Origin of the sequence: Streptomyces sp. NPDC058464 (genome assembly GCF_042721035.1) — a bacterium.
Lineage (GTDB): Bacteria > Actinomycetota > Actinomycetes > Streptomycetales > Streptomycetaceae > Streptomyces.
Genome location: NZ_JBHXMA010000054.1, coordinates 1 through 20,650 on the forward strand (window position 1 = coordinate 1; position 20,650 = coordinate 20,650).

Sequence of the window (20,650 nt, forward strand, 5' to 3'; positions counted from 1 at the left end):
TTTCCAGGTTTCCGCTCTCGCGTTTCCCTTTCCGGCGGTTCCGACTCTATCAGATCCTTTCGGCGTCTGATTCCCAGTCAGCGGGAGTTGTCTTCCCGGCCGCTGGGCCGTTCCGACGAGTGAGACTTTAGCGGATTCCCGGCCTCCGAGCTAATCGGGGCCGCGTCCTTTCGAACGTGGATTCCTCATTTCGCAAATACGCACGCCAAAGCCCCCGACGACGTATCGCCGATTGCTGGTAGCTACTTGCGGAATGGCTGTCCGGGGACCGACCGAGGTCGGCGCTCACGTCGGACAACTCGGAGAACACTACGTACCCGGTTGGGGCGTGTCAACTCGCGGCGGGACGGCACCCCCGGGGCGTATCGTGGCCGGCATGACTACGCGTACGTGTACCCAGCAGTGGTGGCCCGCCTGACGGCGGCCGCGCTCACGTACGTATTCAACGGCCGCCGCTTCGGCGGCCGTTCGCGTATCTCCCTCCAGAACCTCTGAGGGCCGGCCGCCGGGGACGGCGGTCCCGACCAGGAGGTGGAGTGGGAATGACACGGGTCTTCAGCGGGATCAAGCCGACCGGGCACCTGACACTGGGGAACTACCTGGGAGCGATGCGGCAGTGGGCCGCCGTGGACCAGCACCAGGCCGACGCCCTGTTCTGCGTCGTCGATCTGCACGGGATGACCGTGGACCACGATCCGGCCCGGCTGCGCAGGCTCACCCGGCAAGCGGCGACGCTGCTGCTGGCCGCGGGGCTGGATCCGGAGCTGTGCACCGTGTTCGTACAGAGCCATGTCGACGAGCACACCCGGCTGTCCTACGTCATCGAGTGCGTGGCGACCGACGGTGAGATGCGGCGGATGATCCAGTACAAGGAGAAGGTCGCGAGCGAGGGGGCGCGTGGGCGGGGCGTACGGCTGTCCCTGCTGACGTATCCGGCGCTGATGGCGGCGGACATCCTGGCGTACGGGGCGGACGAGGTGCCGGTCGGGGACGACCAGTCGCAGCACGTGGAGCTGACGCGGGATCTGGCGGTGCGGTTCAACCAGCGGTACGGGCACACGTTCGTAGTGCCGAAGGCGACCGTGCCGGCGGTGGCGGCGCGGGTGATGAATCTGCATGATCCGGCGTCGAAGATGGGGAAGAGCGACGACTCCGGACCCGGGATCGTCTATCTGCTCGACGAGCCGGACGTGATCCGGAAGAAGGTCATGCGGGCCGTGACCGACAGCGGGCGGGAGGTCGTGTACGACAGGGAGGAGCGGCCCGGGGTCGCGAATCTGCTGGAGATTCTCGCTGCGTGCACGGACGGGAACCCTGAGTCACTGGCAGCCGTTCACGATTCGTACGGCGCTCTGAAGCAGGCCACCGCGGAGGCGGTGCTGGAGACGCTGAGGCCCGTGCAGGCCAGGCACAAGGAGCTGTGTGCCGATCCGGGATATGTGGAGGAGGTGCTGCGGCATGGGGCGGAGAAGGCTCGGGCGATCGCCCGGCCGATCGTCGATACGGCCTACCGGGCGATCGGACTGTTGCCGCCGGGCGCCTTCTCGGGCTCGGGGGCGGTGGGGGCGGAGCCCGCGTTGAACGCGGCACGGTAGGCGCAGGAGCCTGTGGGGCGGTGATCCACCGCCCCACGGATCCACAGACCTTTCGGCTCCACCAAGTCCCTAGCTAGTCCTTCTTGCCGGAGGCGAGTTCGCGGCTGCGGTCGCGGGCGGCTTCGAGGGCGGCGATGAGGGCGGCGCGGACGCCGTGGTTCTCCAGTTCGCGGATGGCGTTGATGGTGGTGCCGGCGGGCGAGGTGACGTTCTCGCGGAGCTTGACGGGGTGTTCGCCGCTGTCGCGGAGCATCACGGCGGCGCCGATCGCGGACTGGACGATGAGGTCGTGGGCCTTGTCGCGGGGCAGGCCGAGCAGGATGCCGGCGTCGGTCATGGCCTCGACCAGGTAGAAGAAGTACGCCGGGCCCGAGCCGGAGAGGGCGGTGCAGGCGTCCTGCTGGGACTCGGGGACCCGGAGGGTCTTGCCGACTGCGCCGAAGATCTCCTCTGCGTGGGCGAGGTGGGCGGCCGTGGCGTGGCTGCCGGCGGAGATGACGGACATCGCCTCGTCCACGAGGGCGGGGGTGTTCGTCATGACACGGACGACCGGGGTGCCCGGGGCGAGGCGCTCCTCGAAGAAGGAGGTGGGGATGCCCGCCGCGCCGCTGATGATGAGGCGGTCGGCGGGGATGTGCGGGGCGAGCTCGTCGAGGAGGGTGCCCATGTCCTGCGGCTTGACCGTGAGGATCAGGGTGTCGGCGGTCTTCGCGGCCTCGGGGTTGGTGACCGGGGTGACTCCGTGGCGGGCGCGGAGTTCTTCGGCCCGTTCGGGGCGGCGGGCGGTGACCAGGAGGTCTGCGGGGGCCCAGCCGGCGCGGATCATTCCGCTGAGCAGGGCTTCGCCGATCTTGCCGGTGCCGAGGACTGCGACTTTCTGACTCATGCGGTTCAGTCTGGCACCGGGGGTCGGGGCGGGGGTCGTTTGTCCGCTGGCCGGACTTCGGCGCATCTGCCGACGGTGGGCGGCGGTGGCTAGGCCGTCCGGCGTCGCAGGGTGGCCGCTCCGAGGGCCAGGACCAGCAGGGCGCAGCCGGCGACGATCAGGACGTCCCTGACGAAGGTGGCGGTCATGTCGGTGTGGTGGAGGACCTCGTTCATGCCGTCGACGGCGTAGGACATCGGGAGGACGTCGGAGATGGCCTCGAGGACGGGGTGCATCTCGGAGCGGGGGGTGAAGAGGCCGCAGAGGAGGAGCTGGGGAAAGATCACCGCGGGCATGAACTGGACCGCCTGGAATTCCGAGGCCGCGAAGGCCGAGACGAAGAGACCGAGGGCCGTGCCGAGCAGGGCGTCGAGCAGGGCGACCAGGAGCAGGAGCCAGGGGCTGCCGGTGACGTCGAGGCCGAGGAGCCAGACGGCCAGGCCGGTGGCGAGGGCCGACTGGATGATCGCGAGGATGCCGAAGGCGAGTGCGTAGCCGGCGATGAGGTCGGCTTTGCCGAGGGGCATGGCGAGGAGGCGTTCGAGGGTGCCGGAGGTGCGTTCGCGGAGGGTGGCGATGGAGGTCACCAGGAACATCGTGATGAGCGGGAAGATGCCGAGGAGTGAGGCGCCGATGTTGTCGAAGGTCTGCGGGCTGCCGTCGAAGACGTAGCGGAGCAGCACCAGCATCAGGCAGGGGATGAGGATCAGCAGCGCGATGGTGCGGGGGTCGTGGCGGAGCTGACGCAGGACGCGGGCGGCCGTGGCGGTGGTGCGGGAGAGGTTGAGGGCGCCGACGGGGATGGTGTCGGCGGCGGTGGTGGTCGCGGTCTGGGTGGTCATCGTGCCGTTTCCTTCGTGCGGGAGTTGGCGGCGGCTTCGTCGACGAGGTGGAGGAAGGCGGCCTCGACGGTGTCGGAGCCGGTGCGGGTGCGCAGGGCCTCGGGGGTGTCGTCGGCGAGGATCTCGCCCTCGCGCATGAGGAGGAGGCGGTGGCAGCGTTCGGCCTCGTCCATGACGTGGGAGGAGATGAGGAGGGTGGCGCCGCGGGTGGCGGCGATGGAGTGGAAGAGGTTCCAGAGGTCGCGGCGCAGGACGGGGTCCAGACCGACGGTGGGTTCGTCGAGGACGAGGAGTTCCGGGCTGCCGAGCAGGGCGACGGCGAGGGAGACGCGGTTGCGCTGGCCGCCGGAGAGGTTGCCGGCGAGGGCGTCGGCGTGGCTGGTGAGGTCGACTTCGCCGAGGACCCGGTCGACGTCGGCGCGACGGGCGGCGGTGGGGCGGGTGGGGTCGAGGATCGAGCCGAAGTAGTCGAGGTTCTGGCGGATGGTCAGGTCGTCGTAGACGGAGGCGGCTTGGGTGACGTAGCCGATGCGGGTGCGCAGGGAGGGGTGACCGGCGGGGCGGCCGAGGACGTTCAGGGTGCCGGTGACCTTGGCCTGGGTGCCGACGATGGAGCGCATCAGGGTGGACTTGCCGCATCCGGAGGGGCCGAGGAGGCCGGTGATCTGACCGCGCGGGACGGTGAAGTCGAGACCGCGCAGAACGGTGCGGGGGCCGCGGACCGCGGTGAGTCCGGCGGCTTGGACGGAGGGGGGCAGGGCGGAGTTGCCGGGGGCCTGGGGCGGCTCCGGCGAGTAATTCACCATGTGATGAATAATGCTCGGGAGGGGGTGGGGCGTCAAGGGGCGAGGGCCGGGGCCGTGGCGGGCTTGGGGGCGGGGGCGCGGGTGCGGGCGCGGGCGGCACTGAAACGAGCGGCGCATGTAGCGCCCCCGTCAGGGCCGCTGGGGGTACCCCCGGCCGAAGGCTGGGGGAGGAACTGCGCGACCAGCCCCCACCGGCCCGCGGCCGAGTCGCTGCCGCGGGCCGGTGGGGGGGTGTGGCGGCGCTCAGGTGTTGAGGGCGACGAGCAGGAGGACGTCGTACGTCTCCTCCACGACACCGTCCGGGAAGGCCTTCAGGAGGTGCGCGCGTTCCTCGGCGAGGAAGGCGGTGCGGCGGTCCTCGGGGGTGACGAGGAACGCCGAGTGGCTGCCGATGTTGGCGAGGTGGGTGTCGACCGGGACGCGGCGGCTCCAGCGGACCTGGCGGCGGGCGAAGCGGAGGCGGCCGCTGGGGTCGGCGAGGTCGGTGCGGTCGGCGGACTTGCTCTGTTCCGCCCTGACGTCGATGCCGAAGAACCGGCTGATGCGGTCGGCGGATTCGGCGATCCAGTCGACGTCGAGCGCGTCGGTGTTCCACCACAGTGCCAGCGCCCCGCCGGGACGCAGCACGCGCAGCGCCTCCGGCACGGAGCGGGCCGGGTCGGTCCAGTGCCAGGCCTGGGCGTAGGTGAGGAAGTCGGCGGTTTCGGCGGCGAGCGGGAGGGCGTTGCCGTTGCCGCGGACGATCGGGACGTCGGGGAGGGTGGCGTGGAACTGCGCCGCCATGCCGTCCCCCGGCTCCACCGCGACCACGTCGGCGCCGCGCGCGTGCAGGAGGGCGGTCGCGATGCCGGTGCCCGCGCCGACGTCGACCACCCGGGCGCCCCTGAGGGAGCGGCCGGCCTCCTCCTCGACGGCGTCGAGCAGGGCGGGCGGGTAGGAGGGGCGGTTCTCGGCGTACTGGGCCGCGGCGGCGTCGAAGGAGCGGGCGCGTGCGGCGTGGGAGGGAGCGGGGGTCGAGGTCGGGATCACGTTCCGGGGATACGACTGCGACTGGCCTGTGGTCATGCGGCCATGGTCCCGGGTGGCGGGCCGGGGGCGACAGAGATTTCCGGGGGGGGGCGTGGGCCAGATGTCACGGGCGGCCGACGGGCAGCCGAGGGGTGGTCGGCTGGTGGCTGGCGGGCGGCCGGCGGGCGGCCTCGGTGCCCGCGCCCCTCACCTACGACCGGCAGGCGGCCCGGCCTCTGTGCCCGCGCGCTTTCTGTCCGACCGGCACGTCGGCGACGACGCCTGCGCATCTCCTGCGCGACCGGAGCAGCCTCTCTGCCGGCCCTATCGCTTCCGCTTCTTCTTCGACGGGTTGCCCGAGCGGCGGGTGGCGCGGTGTTCGTGCTGCTGGACGGCGGTGTCGTACTCGGCTCGGTGGAGTTTCTCGCCGGGGGCCTCGATGAGGGAGCGGAAGAAGTAGGCGAGGAGCGAGCCGACGAAGCCGATGGCGAGGAGGCCGCGCAGGGAGGCCTGGCGTTCGGGGTCGGGGCGCTTGCCGAAGGACTCCCAGGTGTTGCGGAAGGCCAGGGCGCTGCAGATGGCGAACATCGCGACGACGAGGACGGAGACGAAGGCACCGGTGTCGGCCAGCTGCACGCCCTCGTAGGCGAGGCGGAGGACCAGGCAGGAGACGACGGCGGCGGCGAGCGAGCCCACGGCCACGCCGATCCGGCGGGCGGTGTAGCCGTCGTCGTGGTTCACCCAGGTCGTGCCGAAGAAGCGGAGGGGCTCGGGGCGGGGTCCGCCGGTGGAGCCCGCGGGGGTGTCCGGGGTGCCTGGTTCGTCGCTCACGGGACGATTATGGCGCCGGTCGGCCGCGGGCTCCGGGTCGGGTCGGACCGGTCTCGTCAGGAGCAGCGGTCGGCTATGTAACCGTCGCTGCCCGTGTTGACGTAGGCGTCCGAGACGAATTCGCCGTTGCTGATGTTGTCCCAGATGTTCGAGGTGCCGTAGTAGCCGGACACGGTGGAACCAGGTGTCTGGCAGTAGATCGGCACCTTGGCGCCCTCGGGGAGGGTGCGCGTGATGTCGTAGCTGGAGCCCGGGCCGCTGCGGACGTTCAGTCGAACGCCCGGGGCGACGTCGTAGTAGCGGACACTGGCGGCGGCGTTCGCCGTGGCGGCGGAGCCGAGGAGCATGAGGAAGGCGCTGCCGGTGGCTGCCGCCAATAAGAGGGTGGATCTGCGTCTGAGCGATGTCATACGAGTCCTCCGGAGTCCGAAGACCGGATAAGGCAGAACCGGTTCGCGGGCCCGGACGGCGAGACCGGACCGCGAGCCCGGGTCAGGCGCAGCGGTCGGCCACGTAACCGTCGCTGCCGGTGTTGACGTAGGCGTCCGAGACGTATTCGCCGTTGTCGATGTTGTCCCAGATCTTGGACGTGCCGTAGTAGCCGGACACCGTCGTGCCGGGCGTCTGGCAGAAGATCGGGACGCGGGTGCCCTCGGGGAGGGTCCGCGTGATGTCGTAGCTGGTGCCCGGGCCGCTGCGGACGTTGAGGCGGACGCCCGGGGCGACCGCGTACGTCTTCACGGACGCCGCCAGCGTGGTGACGGCCTCTTCCTCGCCGCCGCTCCCGGCTTCCTGCGCTTGACCGACAGACATGTACTGCTCCCCCCACTGGACCCATGAGTGCCATGGAGTCCCGTTGATTCCCCGCATTCGAGCCACGAAACACATGTGCGTAACTCGTACGCCGAAGCTAGCAAGCCGCCTCTGTCTCGTACGAGTCATCGACTAGGCTCCGTGCGTCGCGCTCCGCGGAACCAGCACGGGGGTGGTCCCTTGACGCCACAGCGCAACACCGGAGCGGGCGCGGAAGCGGAACTTCCAGAGTACGCCGGGCACTACCGCCTGGAGTCCTGCCTCGGCTCCGGTGGCATGGGCGTGGTGCACCTGGCCCGCAGCACCTCGGGGCTGAAGCTCGCGGTGAAGGTCGTGCACGCGGAGTACGCCAAGGACCGTGAGTTCAGGGGCCGTTTCCGGCAGGAGGTGGCCGCCGCGCGCAAGGTCAGCGGCGCCTTCACCGCACCCGTCGTGGACGCCGATCCCGAGGCCGCTCGGCCCTGGATGGCCACCCTGTTCATCCCCGGCCCGACCCTCTCCGAGCACGTGAAGCGGAACGGGCCGATGCCCTCTGCCCAGTTGCGCCGGCTGATGGCCGGGCTGGCGGAGGCGCTGCGCGACATTCACAGGGTCGGCGTGGTGCATCGGGATCTCAAGCCGAGCAACGTACTGCTCGCCGAGGACGGTCCCAAGGTCATCGACTTCGGTATCTCCCGGCCGAAAGACAGCGAACTGCGGACCGAGACCGGAAAGTTGATCGGTACGCCGCCGTTCATGGCACCCGAGCAGTTCCGGCGGCCGCGTGAAGTGGGGCCCGCCGCCGACATCTTCGCGCTCGGGTCGGTGCTGGTGCACGCGGCGACGGGGCGGGGGCCGTTCGACTCGGACAGTCCCTACGTCGTCGCCTACCAGGTCGTCCATGACGAGCCCGACCTCACCGGCATGCCGGAGGAGCTCGCTCCGCTGGTGCTGCGCTGCCTCGCCAAGGAGCCCGAGGACCGGCCCACGCCCGACGAACTGATGCGGGAGCTGCGGTCGTTGTCGGCGTCGTACGACACGCAGGCGTTCATACCGGCACAGCGGGTCAGGGTCGACGACGAGAGTGGTGCCGACGACGACCCGCCGGAGGAGCCGGCTGCCGCCGTACCGGAGCGGACGGCGCGGAAGGCTCGGAAGGCGCCGCGTCGGCGCATGGTCGTCGCTGCTGGGGCGGGTGTGCTGGTCCTGGGTGGTGTGTTCGCCTCCGCGCTGTGGCTCGGGGGCAGTGCTCCGGCCCCGGTGGGCGGTACGGTGCACAGCTCCGCGACCGCGTTCGAGGCATGGCAGGCGGAGGCAGTCGCCAAGGGCGGTTCGGGGATGCCTCAATGCGTCGCCGGTGCGGGAAAGTTGCTGTGCTTCCGGTCCGGACTGGCCTTCGCCCTCGATCCGGCGGACGGCCGTCTGCTGTGGCGGCACAAGGTCGCGGACGATCGTACGAGCGGCTCACCGTTCCTGTCCGGCGGGCTCCTGCTGCTGCGGACGGACGGTGGCCGGCAGGTCGAGGCGCTCGACCCCGCCTCGGGTACGTCACGTTGGAAGCAGACCATGCCCGCACACCGTGGGACGGAGATCACCGGCAGTACGGTGCTGCTCGTCGGGGCCGACAGGGTGATCACGGGAGTGGACAGCAGGTCCGGCCACACCAAGTGGACCCTGCCCTTCTCCGGCAGCGGCACGCCGTCCCTGAGCTCGTTCACCGGAGATCCGTTGGCGTACATGACCAGCACCACCGCCGACGGGACGGACACCCTGGTCACCGCGCTGGATCCGGCCACGGGTGCCAAGCGCTGGGAAGCCCGGCTGGCAGGGGACCTGCGGCCGGTCGGTGGTTCGGGCGGGTCCCTGTTCCTGCTCTCCGTGAACACGTCCTCCGGGGAGACGGACGCGGTGGTGCGCTACGCGCCGGACGCGAAGGCGACCAGCCGGGTGACGCTGCCCGTTCCCCGGGTGGCTCCGGGTGCCGGCGTGCGCGGCGATGTCGTTTATCTGCTGGCCGCCGGCGGCTCGCTGGAGGCCGTCGACTTCGGGAGCGGCAAGCGGCTCTGGGCGCTCCAGACATCGGTGACCCGGGGCTCGGCGCCCGTGGCCGACGACCGGCACGTGTTCTTCACGGCGCCCGATGGACGCCTGCTCGCCGTCGACGCCCGCAAGGGAACGCTCACGGGCCAGACCCCGGCGCGCCTCGGTGCGAACTCGGGCCAGATCACCGCGGCCCTGCCGACTCCGCTGATCATCGACGGCCACCTCTACGCCGCCGCCCCCGACGGCACCGTCTTCGCCGTGGACCCGGAGGATCCTGCCGGCTGGTGACGGCGAAGGGGCCGCCCCCCTTGTGCGGGAGGCGGCCCCTTCGGCGGCTTCGGCGGGTCAGCCCAGCTTCGACACGTCGCGCACCGCACCCTTGTCGGCGCTGGTGGCCATCGCGGCGTAGGCGCGCAGGGCCGCGGAGACCTTGCGGTCGCGGTTCTTCGGGGCGTACACGCCGTTCAGGGCCTGCTCGCGGCGGGACAGTTCGGCCTCGTCGACGAGGAGCTCGATCGTGCGGTTCGGGATGTCGATGCGGATGCGGTCGCCGTTCTCGACGAGGGCGATCGTGCCGCCGGAGGCCGCTTCGGGGGACGCGTGGCCGATGGAGAGGCCGGACGTGCCGCCGGAGAAGCGGCCGTCGGTGATCAGGGCGCAGCTCTTGCCGAGGCCGCGGCCCTTGAGGAAGGACGTCGGGTAGAGCATCTCCTGCATGCCGGGGCCGCCCTTGGGACCCTCGTAGCGGATCACGACGACGTCGCCGTCCGTGACCTGCTTGTTGAGGATCTTCTCGACGGCCTCCTCCTGCGACTCGCAGACGACCGCGGGGCCCTCGAAGGTCCAGATGGACTCGTCGACGCCGGCCGTCTTCACCACGCAGCCGTCGACGGCGAGGTTGCCCTTGAGGACCGCGAGGCCGCCGTCCTTGGAGTACGCGTGCTCGACGCTGCGGATGCAGCCCTCCGCCGCGTCCTCGTCCAGGGCCTCCCAGCGCTCGGACTGGGAGAAGGCCTCGGCGGAGCGGACGCAGCCGGGGGCCGCGTGCCACAGCTCGACGGCTTCGGGGGACGGGGAGCCGCCGCGCACGTCCCACGTCTTCAGCCAGTCCGCGAGGGAGGGGCTGTGGACGGAGTGGACGTCCTCGTTGAGCAGGCCGCCGCGGTGCAGCTCGCCGAGGAGGGCGGGGATGCCGCCGGCGCGGTGCACGTCCTCCATGTAGTAGGTGCGGGTCTTCGCGACGTTCGGGGCGACCTTGGCCAGGCAGGGGACCCGGCGGGAGACCGCGTCGATCTCCGGGAGGCCGAAGGTGACGCCCGCCTCCTGGGCCGCCGCCAGCAGGTGCAGGATCGTGTTGGTGGAGCCGCCCATCGCGATGTCCAGGGCCATCGCGTTCTCGAACGCGGCGAAGGTCGCGATGTTGAGCGGCAGGACCGTCTCGTCGTCCTGCTCGTAGTAGCGGCGGGTGAGGTCCATGACCGTGCGGGCCGCGTCGACGTACAGCTGCTTGCGGGCCGTGTGGGTGGCCAGGACCGAGCCGTTGCCGGGGAGGGAGAGGCCGATCGCCTCCGTCAGGCAGTTCATCGAGTTGGCGGTGAACATGCCGGAGCAGGAGCCGCAGGTCGGACAGGCGTTCTCCTCGATCCGGAGGACGTCCTCGTCCGAGACGTTCTCGTTCGCCGCGTCGACCATCGCGTCGATCAGGTCGAGGGTGCGGACCGTGCCGTCGACCAGGGTGGCGCGGCCGGCCTCCATGGGGCCGCCGGAGACGAAGACCGTCGGGATGTTCAGGCGCAGGGCGGCCATGAGCATGCCCGGGGTGATCTTGTCGCAGTTGGAGATGCAGACCAGGGCGTCGGCGCAGTGTGCCTCGACCATGTATTCCACGCTGTCCGCGATCAGGTCGCGGGAGGGGAGGGAGTACAGCATGCCGCCGTGGCCCATCGCGATGCCGTCGTCGACGGCGATCGTGTTGAACTCGCGCGGGATGCCGCCCGCCTCCTTGATCGCCTCGGAGACGATCCGGCCGACCGGCTGGAGGTGGGTGTGGCCCGGCACGAACTCCGTGAAGGAGTTCGCGACGGCGATGATCGGCTTGCGGCCGATGTCCGCACCGGGTACACCGGAGGCGCGCATAAGGGCGCGGGCGCCCGCCATGTTGCGACCGTGGGTGACTGTGCGGGACCTCAGCTCGGGCATCGTCGCTCGCTCCTTCAGACAGATAGGGCTGCTAACGAGCGTACGCCCGTTGTTCAGGCCTCGGGACGAGGTGTCCGGAATGCGGGACGAGTGTCTCGGGAGGACGGGCCGGGAGCGGGGCCGGGAGTGGGGGCTGGGAGCGGGCCGGGAGCCGGCTGGGAGCGGGACCGGGAAGGAGCCGGTCGAGGGCCTCAGGGCCCGGTCAGATGCCGCTGCACCGCCGGTGCGACCCTGGCCACGAGCTGCTCCACGTCCGCTGACGCCAGCGGCTCCACCTTGATCACGTAGCGCAGCATCGCGCAGCCCACCAGCTGTGCCCCCGCCAGTTCGGCGCGCAGTTCCGCGTCGGGGAGGTCCAGCTGCTCCGCGAGACGGCGCAGCAGCTGGGAGACGATCAGGCGGCGGAAGACGGCGGCGGCCGTCTCGTTCGTGACGGCGGAGCGGAGGATCGCGAGGAGGGGCGTACGGGTGGTGGGGTTCTCCCAGATGCCGAAGATGAACCGGGTCAGGCGCTCGCCGACGCCGTCCAGCGGGCCGTCCGCGATGGCGGTGGGCGCGTTGAGCGCGGGCGCGAAGGCGACCGAGATGGCGGCCTCGAAGATCTGTTCCTTGGTGCCGAAGTAGTGGTGGATCAGGGCGGAGTCGACCCCGGCGGCCTTGGCGATGGCGCGTACGGACGTCTTCTCGTAGCCGTGTTCGGAGAACTCCTCGCGGGCGGTGACGAGGATGCGGTCCCGGGTGTCGGCCGACTCGGTACGCGGCGGCCGGCCGCGGCGGCGGGCGCCGGTGCCCTTTCCGGCGGGGGCGTCCGTCATCGGCGGGGCACCTTCACCGCCGAGGCCAGGTGCAGCCGGGTGAAGGCCAGGGCCTCCGCGAGGTCGGCCTCGCGCTCCGCGCCGGACATCGCGCGCCGGGTGTTGACCTCGATGACGACATGCCCGTCGAAGCCGGTGACCGCGAGCCGCTCCAGCAGCTCGGCGCAGGGCTGGGTGCCGCGGCCGGGCACCAGGTGCTCGTCCTTGGCGGAGCCGCGGCCGTCGGCGAGGTGGACATGGCCGAGCCGGCCGCCCATGCGGTCGAGCATGGCGAGCGCGTCGACGCGGGACGTCGAGGCATGGCTGAGGTCGATCGTGAAGTGCCGGTAGTCGTCCTTGGTGACGTCCCAGTCCGGGGCGTACGCGAGCATCTCACGGTCGCGGTAGCGCCACGGATACATGTTCTCCACCGCGAACCGCACGTCCGTCTCGTTCGCCATGCGCCAGATCCCCTCGACGAAGTCGCGGGCGTACTGGCGCTGCCAGCGGAACGGGGGGTGCACGACGACCGTGCTCGCGCCCAGCTTCTCGGCGGCGGCCCGGGCCCGCTGGAGCTTCACCCAGGGGTCGGTGGACCAGACCCGCTGGGTGATCAGCAGACAGGGGGCGTGAACGGCGAGGATCGGGACGCGGTGGTAGTCGCTCAGCCGGCGCAGGGCCTCGATGTCCTGGCTGACCGGGTCGGTCCACACCATGACCTCGACGCCGTCGTAGCCGAGGCGCGCGGCGATCTCGAAGGCTGTCGCCGTCGACTCCGGGTAGACGGAGGCCGTGGAGAGCGCGACCTTCGCATCCGGGATGCGGACGACGTCCCTTGGGTTTGCCACGAGGGACAGGTTACGGGGTGGGGGTGAGTGGGCAGGGGGCGCCTGCTCGCCGGTGTGACCAGGGTCGCGCCGGCGACTGGGCGCTCAAGCTGATCCCATGTGATCAAGGCGCCGGAGGATGACCCCCTCCCTGAGCGCCCACGGACACACCTCCAGGTTCTCCACCTCGAAGAGGTCCATCGCCGCCTCCGCCACCAGCGCACCCGCCACCAGCTGGCCCGACCGTCCCTCCGACACCCCCGGGAGTGCGGAGCGCTGGGCCGTGGTCATGGCCCCCAACCTCGGGACCCAGGTCTCCAGGGAGCCCCGCTTGAGCTCGCGCTGGACGTAGAGGCCGTCGGCGGAGCGGGCCGCGCCGGCGATGCGGGCCAGCTGCTTGAAGGTCTTGGAGGTGGCGACCACGTGGTCGGGGGCGCCGAAGCGGCTGAACTCGCCGACCGTACGGGCGATCTCGGCGCGCACATGGCGGCGCAGCGCCCGTATGTCGTCGGAGGAGGGCGGGTCGCCGGGGAGCCAGCCCGCGGTGAGCCGGCCGGCGCCGAGCGGGAGCGAGACGGTCGCGTCGGGCTCCTCGTCGATGCCGTAGGCGATCTCCAGGGAGCCGCCGCCGATGTCCAGGACCAGCAGCTTTCCGGCGGACCAGCCGAACCAGCGGCGGACCGCGAGGAAGGTCAGCCGGGCCTCCTCGGCGCCGCTGAGGACCTGGAGCTCGACACCGGTCTCGGCCTTCACGCGCGCGAGGACGTCGTCGGCGTTGCTGGCCTCGCGCACGGCGGAGGTGGCGAACGGCAGCAGGTCCTCGACGCCCTTGTCCTCCGCGGCCTGGAGGGCGTCCTTGACGACACCGACCAGTTTCTCGACCCCGTCGGGGCCGATCGCCCCGTTGCCGTCGAGGAGTTCGGCAAGGCGCAACTCCGCCTTGTGCGAGTGCGCCGGAAGCGGGCGCGCGCCGGGGTGTGCATCCACCACCAGCAGATGCACCGTGTTAGATCCCACGTCGAGGACACCGAGTCTCATGTACGGAACTGTACGGAACACTGCTGACCGCGGGCCCTGAGCAGTCCCCGGAGTCGCTCTCGGCGACTTACCCTGGACGGGTGCCAAAGACGAAAAAGACGAAGGACCACAAGGGTGCCAAATCAGCCGATGGTTCTTCGCAGGTGAAGCCGGCGAAGGTGGCGAAGACGCCGATGCTGTCGAAGAAGGCCCTCGCCGCGGACGAGAAGGGCCTCGACTTCGCGCGCGCCTGGGTGGAATTCCCTGACCCGGCGGACGACGAGCAGGTGTTCCGCTGCGATCTGACCTGGCTGACCTCCCGCTGGAACTGCATCTTCGGCAGCGGCTGCCAGGGCATCCAGGCGGGCCGCGCGGAGGACGGCTGCTGCACGCTGGGCGCGCACTTCTCGGACGAGGACGACGAGAAGCGGGTCGCCGATCATGTGGCGCGGCTCACCCCGGACATCTGGCAGAACCACGCCGAGGGCACCGAGCACGGCTGGGTCTCGGAGGACGACGAGGGCTCCCGCCAGACCCGCCCGTACAACGGCTCCTGCATCTTCCAGAACCGCCCCGGTTTCGCCGCCGGCGCCGGCTGCTCGCTGCACATCCTGGCGCTGCGGGAGGGCCGCGAGCCGCTGGAGACCAAGCCGGACGTCTGCTGGCAGCTCCCGATCCGCCGCACGTACGACTGGATCGACCGCCCCGACGACACGCGCGTCCTGCAGATCTCGATCGGCGAGTACGACCGCAGGGGCTGGGGCCCGGGCGGCCACGACCTGCACTGGTGGTGCACCTCGGCGACCTCGGCCCACGGCGCGGGCGACCCGGTCTACGTCTCCTACCGCGCGGAACTGACCGAACTGATGGGCAAGGCCGGCTACGACCGCCTCACAGAACTCTGCGAGACCCGCCTCGCCTCCCAGCTCCCCGTACTGGCCCCGCATCCGGCGGACCCTTCCGACTGACGCCCGCGAGAGCGCCCCATCAGGGGCGCGGGGAGAGCAGATCCTCTCGACCGGCGCCCACTGAAGCGCCCCGAAAGGGGCGCGGGGCTGTATTCGCTGTGCGGCTCCGCCGCGTGGGCGCGACCAGCCACGACGGCGCCGCACCCACCGACGCACCGCATCCGCAACGGCGAATGGCGCGCCCAACCCGGCACCGCCGAACTCCACCGTCGTGGCGAAGCACCGTCGCGGCGGAAAGAAGAGACCGGCGGAAGAAGGGCACCGGCAGAGGAACGGACCGGCAGAGGAACGGACCGGCAGAGGAACGGACCGGCGGAGGAACGGACCGGCGGAAAGAGGGCCGCCGGTGACGGTGCCCGCGGAGTCGGTCGTGGGCCCGCTACGCCCGCAGCGGGCCCCCGGCACTCACGCAGTCGGTGGTGGGCTCTCGCTGTCGGGGTCCGTTGGTGAGGGCGACGTCGTCGGGGTCGCGGGGTCCGACTCCGTGGGTGTCGGTGTGGGCGAGGCCGAGGTCGGTGGATCGGTGGCCGGTGGGGTCGGCTGGGTCGGGTCGGATGCCGTCGGCGTCGGCCTCCCCGCAGGGGGCGGTTTCGGCCCTCGGCCCGTCGGCGGAGCCGTCCCGTACCCGTCGATCGACACCACCGCCCCCGCCGGCGCCACCGCCACCCGTGCGCTCCAGTACCCGGACGGCTCCCGCAGCTGATCGACGTACACCTTGATCGTGATCGACTCGCCCGGCCGCAGCGTTCCCGACGGCCGGGAGAAGTACAGCCAGCCCGCCGGGGTGGACACCGACCACCGCACCGCCGCGTCCCCGGACGCCGCGAGCGTGATCAGTGTGGTGTCGCCGTCGTTCGCGGCCGTCACCGCGAGGAGCCCCGCACCGACCTTCGTCCGGTCGGCCCCGGTGACGCCGATCACCTCCACCGACACGTCGGCCTTGCCGTCCTTGCCGATCCGCGGCCCGGGTCTGGTGCTGGCGTTGCCGGCGTTCTCGTAGCCCCCGCCCGTGTCGCCGTCGAGCGCGTCGGGGCCGGCGGACTCGCGCGCGGTCGCGGACGGCGCCTCGTGGCTCTCCCCCGCCGGCGACCCCCGGTACGCGGCCCACAGGGCCAGCACCGGCGCGGCCACCACCGTGGCGACGACGGTCGTCGTGACGGCACGCGCGCGGATCCGGTCGCGGCGGGCCGCGCGGTCCTTGGGGTCCATCGGGAAGCCGCGCCGGTCGAAGCGCGGGGCGGCGGCGCCACGCGCGCGTGGCTGGTGTGCCATGGCCATGTGCAGGGCCGCGCGGGGCGCCTCCAGGACGGGCAGCTCGGCGGGCGTGGTCATCGCGCCGGGCCACCGGCCGGGGGCCGCGCGTTCGGCGGTACGGCGGCAGCGCGGGCAGTCGTCGACGTGCCGGACCAGTTCCCGGCGCAGGGCGCTGCTGAGGACCAGCTGGCTGTCGCCGGTGAGGTGGGAGACGCTCGGGCAGCCGCCGGTCTCGACGACGGCGAGGGCCGCGCGGGTGCGTTCCACCTCGCAGGCGGCGGAGGCGAGCAGTTCCCGGGCGCCGGCCAGGTCCATGCCGAGGACGGCGGCGACCTCGTGGGCGGCGAGGTGGTGGCGTACCGCGAGTTCGAGGGCCTCGCGCTGCTCTGGGGTGGTGCCGGCGGCCTCCGGCCAGGCGAGCAGGGCGAGTTCGCCGCGCCGCTGCTCCTGGGTGTCGGCGGGGACCACGGGGTCGGGGGCGCTGTGCCGGCCCGCCGCGTGGGTGGCCTGACGTTTCTGCTTGGCCTGGGCGAGCCCGCGCAGACAGGCCCAGCGGGCCAGCGCGTACAGCCAGGCCCTGCGGTCCCCGGCGGCCTCCGGGACGCGCTGGCCGCGCCGCTCGGCGAGGGCGAGGACGTCCCCGAGGGCGGTGGTGGCCGCGTCGTGGTCGCACAGCACCGAGAGGCAGTAGGTGAACAGCCCGTCCAGGTACGGCTCGTAGCGGGCCGGCGGCCGCTGCGCCAGCGCACGCGCCGCCGCGCGGTCACGCGCCGTGCGCGCCTCCCGGTGCGCCCGGTGTGCGCCGGTCATGCGGGGCGAGGTTTCCGGACTGATGCTCATCACCCGTGCGACCGTAGGCGGCGCCGTATGGCCCCTTCTGGCGGCTTGAGCTCTTTTAATCCGTACGGGTGAAACGATCCCTCAATAGGGGACAGGAACCTGTTCTACCGTGGCTCGTTCCCGTCCCGGGGTGGCCGGGACCGGTCCACCCACACCTGTCACTCGGGCCACCGCGGACCCACTGTCAGTGGCGGGGGCTACGGTTTCCGCATGGCTGCCCGTACCAAGACCTCGAAGGACCGTCCGTCCTACCGCTGCACCGAGTGCGGCTGGCAGACGGCCAAGTGGCTCGGCCGGTGCGCCGAGTGCCAGGCGTGGGGGACGGTCGAGGAGTACGGCACGCCCGCGGTCCGTACGACGGCACCCGGCCGGGTCACCACCTCCGCGGTGCCGATCGGCCAGGTCGACGGCCGTCAGGCCACCGCCCGCACCACCGGCGTCCCGGAGCTGGACCGCGTCCTCGGCGGCGGACTGGTCCCCGGCGCGGTGGTGCTGCTCGCCGGCGAGCCCGGCGTCGGCAAGTCCACCCTGCTGCTCGACGTGGCGGCCAAGTCGGCCAGCGACGAGCACCGCACGCTGTATGTCACCGGCGAGGAGTCGGCGAGCCAGGTCCGGCTGCGCGCCGACCGTATCGGCGCCATCGACGACCACCTCTATCTCGCCGCCGAGACCGATCTGGCCGCCGTCCTCGGCCACTTGGACGCGGTGAAGCCGTCGCTGCTGATCCTGGACTCCGTGCAGACGGTCGCCTCCCCCGAGATCGACGGCGCCCCGGGTGGCATGGCCCAGGTGCGGGAGGTGGCCGGGGCGCTCATCCGCGCATCGAAGGAGCGGGGCATGTCCACCCTCCTCGTGGGCCATGTCACCAAGGACGGCGCGATCGCGGGACCGCGGCTCCTCGAACACCTGGTCGACGTCGTCCTGCACTTCGAGGGCGACCGGCACGCCCGCCTCCGCCTGGTCCGGGGCGTCAAGAACCGCTACGGCGCCACGGACGAGGTCGGCTGCTTCGAGTTGCACGACGAAGGCATCACGGGCCTCGCCGACCCGAGCGGCCTCTTCCTGACCCGCCGCGCCGAACCGGTCCCGGGCACCTGCCTCACCGTCACCCTGGAGGGCCGCCGCCCGCTGGTCGCCGAGGTCCAGGCGCTGACGGTGGACTCGCAGATCCCCTCCCCGCGCCGGACCACCTCCGGCCTGGAGACCTCCCGGGTGTCCATGATGCTGGCGGTGCTGGAGCAGCGCGGGCGCATCAGCGCGCTCGGGAAGCGGGACATCTACTCGGCGACGGTCGGCGGGGTGAAGCTCTCCGAGCCCGCCGCCGACCTGGCCATCGCCCTCGCCCTGGCCTCCGCGGCCAGCGACACCCCGCTCCCGAAGAACCTGGTCGCCATCGGCGAGGTCGGCCTCGCGGGCGAGGTCAGACGGGTCACCGGGGTGCAGCGCAGGCTCACGGAGGCGCACCGGCTCGGCTTCACGCACGCCCTCGTGCCGGGCGATCCCGGCAAGATCCCGCCGGGCATGAAGGTCCTGGAAGTCGCCGACATGGGGGACGCCCTGCGGGTGCTGCCGCGCTCCCGTCGGCGAGAGGCCCCACGGGAGGCGGAGGAGCGCCGGTAGACTTTGCCCTGGTCTCGCCCGTCCGTACGAACCGAGTACGGGGACGGCAGCGCCTCAGAACCTGCGACCGGAGGAGTGCAGTGGCAGCCAACGACCGGGCAGGAGCTCCCGGAAAGTCCGGTGGGAGTGCCGGTTCCGATGGCCTGATGCGCGCCTCGCTGAGCGCCGTGGCGCCGGGCACGTCCATGCGGGACGGCCTGGAGCGGGTCCTCCGCGGCAACACCGGCGGGCTCATCGTCCTCGGCTTCGACCGGACGGTCGAGGCGATGTGCACGGGCGGTTTCGTGCTGGATGTCGAGTTCACGGCGACCCGGCTGCGGGAGCTGTGCAAGCTCGACGGCGGCATCGTGATCTCCTCCGACCTGTCGAAGATCCTCCGGGCGGGCGTGCAGTTCGTGCCCGACGCGACGATCCCCACGGAGGAGACGGGCACCCGGCACCGCACGGCGGACCGCGTCTCCAAGCAGGTCGGCTTCCCGGTGGTCTCGGTCTCCCAGTCGATGCGGCTGGTCGCGCTGTACGTCGACGGTCAGCGCCGCGTCCTGGAGGACTCGGCGGCGATCCTCTCCCGCGCGAACCAGGCGCTGGCGACGCTGGAGCGGTACAAGCTGCGCCTGGACGAGGTCGCGGGAACGTTGTCGGCGCTGGAGATCGAGGACCTGGTGACGGTCCGGGACGTGTCCGCCGTCGCCCAGCGTCTCGAGATGGTCCGCCGGATCGCCACGGAGATCGCCGAGTACGTGGTCGAACTGGGCACCGACGGGCGGTTGCTCGCCCTCCAGCTGGACGAGCTGATCGCCGGGGTCGAGCCCGAGCGCGAGCTGGTGGTCCGGGACTACGTCCCCGAGCCCACGGCCAAGCGCTCTCGCACGGTCGACGAGGCGCTCTCCGAGCTGGATGCCCTGAGCCATGCGGAGCTGCTGGAACTGCCGACGGTGGCACGGGCGTTGGGGTACACGGGGTCGCCGGAGGCGCTGGACTCCGCGGTGTCGCCGCGCGGGTTCCGGCTGCTGGCGAAGGTGCCGCGGCTGCCGGGGGCGATCATCGACCGGCTGGTGGAGCACTTCGGGGGCCTGCAGAAGCTGCTCGCTGCGAGCGTCGACGACCTGCAGACCGTGGACGGGGTGGGAGAGGCTCGCGCCCGCAGCGTCCGGGAGGGTCTGTCGAGGCTGGCGGAGTCTTCGATTCTTGAACGGTATGTCTGATTTCGCCGATTAGCTCGGCGGGCTGCGTCGTGTGGCGTGTGCGGCCCGGTGGGGGTTGATCGCGCAGTTCCCCGCGCCCCTTACGGGGCGCTTCGCCCGCCGCTTCTCCCAGCCGCGGGCAGTCGTGCCGCTGGGGCGGCACGGGTGGGCGCGGGCGGCGCCCTGCCAGCGCCGGCAAGCGTCCCAACCCCCGGCTCGCGCTAGTCCGCCGTCAGTACGAAGGACGCCTGCGCCTTGGCGTGCCCCGGGGCCGCCGCCTCCAGCAGGTACGTGCCCGTCCCGGCCGACCCCGCCGGAGGCGTCGCGCACTGGGCGGCGCTCGGCTTGCGGTCCCACTTCAGCGTGTACGTGATGCTGCTGCCGGCCGGCACCCGGTACCACCGGCTCCCCGCCGCCTTCGGGCAGTCCGCCGACGACCAGTAGCTGTCGTCCGCGCTGGCCTGCGTGATGGTCAGCACCGCGCTCTTCGGCCCGAGGTCGATCTTGCAGTCGCTGGACGACGTGTTCCGCGCGGTGAGTTCGAAGGTCGGCGTCTGCTCCGGCGAGTACGAGTTGTGCAGGCTCTTCAGGCTCAACGCCACGGAACCGGCGGTGCAGTTGGGCAGTGCGGAGGATCCCGGCAGCGAGGCGACCGTACCGCCGGAACCCGACGTGACGTCGTCACCCGAGCCGGACGAGGAACCCGACGAGCCCGACGAGCCCGAAGAATCCGAGGAACCCGACGAACCTGCGGAACCGGGCGACGAGGCACCGCCCGTCCCGGCCGAACTCCCGCCGCCGGAGCCGGAACCGCCCCCGCTCGACTCGTCCCGTCCACCCGGTGCCTGGCTGATCGCCGGCCCGCTGCCGGACGGCCCCGGCGTGATGGTGGACACGGGGTTCTTGCCGTCCGACCCGCCGGCGTTCTTCTTGCCGCCCCCGCCGTTCGACGTCACGATCCACGCGATCAGCAGCGCCAGGACGGCGAGCGCCGACAGCATGAAGACCCTCCGTCGCCAGTAGATGGAGGAGGGAAGCGGCCCGACCGGATTGCGCAGAGATCCCACGGCCCAAACTGTACGAGAGATCCGTGCACTTCCTCGCC

Annotated in this window: 18 protein-coding genes; 5 read left to right on the forward strand and 13 right to left on the reverse strand. The window is 71.8% G+C overall.

All coding sequences use genetic code 11. The features are described 5' to 3' along the window. Window positions 1–542 precede the first annotated feature (542 nt). Window positions 543–1,595: a tryptophan--tRNA ligase gene (gene trpS / locus ACFWPQ_RS44640; RefSeq protein ID WP_384048756.1), complete on the forward strand. Its 1,053-nt coding sequence runs from the start codon at window positions 543–545 to the stop codon at window positions 1,593–1,595. A 73-nt stretch (window positions 1,596–1,668) separates the two neighbouring features. Here the strand turns inward: trpS and proC are convergent, their stop codons facing one another. From proC to ACFWPQ_RS44675, 7 genes are all read right to left on the reverse strand, one after another. After that, the gene (gene proC, locus ACFWPQ_RS44645; RefSeq protein WP_384048758.1) at window positions 1,669–2,481 is read right to left on the reverse strand and encodes a pyrroline-5-carboxylate reductase; all 813 of its coding nucleotides are present in this window, start codon (window positions 2,479–2,481) and stop codon (window positions 1,669–1,671) included. An 89-nt stretch (window positions 2,482–2,570) separates the two neighbouring features. Then, complete coding sequence (locus tag ACFWPQ_RS44650) at window positions 2,571–3,362, reverse strand: ABC transporter permease (protein ID WP_384048761.1); 792 nt, start codon at window positions 3,360–3,362, stop codon at window positions 2,571–2,573. Next, window positions 3,359–4,168, reverse strand: coding sequence for an ABC transporter ATP-binding protein (locus ACFWPQ_RS44655; protein ID WP_384048764.1), 810 nt, complete (start codon window positions 4,166–4,168; stop codon window positions 3,359–3,361). The genes ACFWPQ_RS44650 and ACFWPQ_RS44655 overlap by 4 nt, the downstream gene beginning before the upstream one ends. 243 nt (window positions 4,169–4,411) lie before the next feature. Next, the gene (locus ACFWPQ_RS44660; protein ID WP_384048767.1) at window positions 4,412–5,233 is read right to left on the reverse strand and encodes a class I SAM-dependent methyltransferase; all 822 of its coding nucleotides are present in this window, start codon (window positions 5,231–5,233) and stop codon (window positions 4,412–4,414) included. 267 nt (window positions 5,234–5,500) lie between these two features. Then, window positions 5,501–6,007, reverse strand: a complete 507-nt coding sequence (locus ACFWPQ_RS44665) for an EamA/RhaT family transporter (RefSeq protein WP_384048770.1) — start codon at window positions 6,005–6,007, stop codon at window positions 5,501–5,503. Between the two features lie 56 nt (window positions 6,008–6,063). Next, window positions 6,064–6,417: an SH3 domain-containing protein gene (locus tag ACFWPQ_RS44670; protein ID WP_384048772.1), complete on the reverse strand. Its 354-nt coding sequence runs from the start codon at window positions 6,415–6,417 to the stop codon at window positions 6,064–6,066. Window positions 6,418–6,499: 82 nt separating this feature from the next. Beyond that, on the reverse strand, window positions 6,500–6,820 hold the full coding sequence (locus ACFWPQ_RS44675) for an SH3 domain-containing protein (protein ID WP_384048775.1): 321 nt from the start codon (window positions 6,818–6,820) through the stop codon (window positions 6,500–6,502). A gap of 180 nt (window positions 6,821–7,000) precedes the next feature. On the opposite strand from ACFWPQ_RS44675, the gene ACFWPQ_RS44680 reads away from it, so the two are divergent. After that, a complete protein-coding gene (locus ACFWPQ_RS44680; RefSeq protein WP_384048778.1) occupies window positions 7,001–9,130 on the forward strand; it encodes a serine/threonine-protein kinase in 2,130 nt (709 codons plus the stop codon). 57 nt (window positions 9,131–9,187) lie between these two features. Here ACFWPQ_RS44680 and ilvD read toward each other — a convergent pair whose 3' ends face one another. The 4 genes from ilvD to ACFWPQ_RS44700 all read right to left on the reverse strand — a co-directional run bounded on the left by ilvD (window position 9,188) and on the right by ACFWPQ_RS44700 (window position 13,700). Then, window positions 9,188–11,041, reverse strand: a complete 1,854-nt coding sequence (gene ilvD, locus ACFWPQ_RS44685; protein ID WP_384048781.1) for a dihydroxy-acid dehydratase — start codon at window positions 11,039–11,041, stop codon at window positions 9,188–9,190. Window positions 11,042–11,232: 191 nt separating this feature from the next. After that, complete coding sequence (locus ACFWPQ_RS44690; protein ID WP_384048783.1) at window positions 11,233–11,856, reverse strand: TetR family transcriptional regulator; 624 nt, start codon at window positions 11,854–11,856, stop codon at window positions 11,233–11,235. After that, window positions 11,853–12,683 (reverse strand): sugar phosphate isomerase/epimerase, encoded by an 831-nt coding sequence (locus ACFWPQ_RS44695; protein ID WP_361285847.1) that lies wholly within the window; start codon window positions 12,681–12,683, stop codon window positions 11,853–11,855. Before ACFWPQ_RS44695 ends, ACFWPQ_RS44690 begins: the two co-directional genes overlap by 4 nt. Window positions 12,684–12,767: 84 nt before the next feature. After that, window positions 12,768–13,700: a Ppx/GppA family phosphatase gene (locus tag ACFWPQ_RS44700; RefSeq protein WP_384048786.1), complete on the reverse strand. Its 933-nt coding sequence runs from the start codon at window positions 13,698–13,700 to the stop codon at window positions 12,768–12,770. A gap of 80 nt (window positions 13,701–13,780) precedes the next feature. On the opposite strand from ACFWPQ_RS44700, the gene ACFWPQ_RS44705 reads away from it, so the two are divergent. Further along, entirely contained in the window at window positions 13,781–14,647 is an 867-nt protein-coding gene (locus ACFWPQ_RS44705; RefSeq protein WP_384048789.1) for a hypothetical protein, read from the forward strand. 405 nt (window positions 14,648–15,052) lie between these two features. Here the strand turns inward: ACFWPQ_RS44705 and ACFWPQ_RS44710 are convergent, their stop codons facing one another. Beyond that, window positions 15,053–16,744: a hypothetical protein gene (locus ACFWPQ_RS44710; RefSeq protein WP_384048792.1), complete on the reverse strand. Its 1,692-nt coding sequence runs from the start codon at window positions 16,742–16,744 to the stop codon at window positions 15,053–15,055. Between the two features lie 207 nt (window positions 16,745–16,951). On the opposite strand from ACFWPQ_RS44710, the gene radA reads away from it, so the two are divergent. Further along, window positions 16,952–18,361 carry a DNA repair protein RadA gene (gene radA / locus ACFWPQ_RS44715; protein WP_384048795.1) on the forward strand — a complete coding sequence of 470 codons (1,410 nt, stop codon included), beginning with the start codon at window positions 16,952–16,954 and terminating at the stop codon, window positions 18,359–18,361. Between the two features lie 80 nt (window positions 18,362–18,441). Beyond that, on the forward strand, window positions 18,442–19,566 hold the full coding sequence (gene disA / locus ACFWPQ_RS44720) for a DNA integrity scanning diadenylate cyclase DisA (RefSeq protein WP_384048798.1): 1,125 nt from the start codon (window positions 18,442–18,444) through the stop codon (window positions 19,564–19,566). A gap of 200 nt (window positions 19,567–19,766) precedes the next feature. Here disA and ACFWPQ_RS44725 read toward each other — a convergent pair whose 3' ends face one another. Then, window positions 19,767–20,612, reverse strand: coding sequence for a hypothetical protein (locus ACFWPQ_RS44725; protein ID WP_384048800.1), 846 nt, complete (start codon window positions 20,610–20,612; stop codon window positions 19,767–19,769). Window positions 20,613–20,650: the final 38 nt, after the last annotated feature.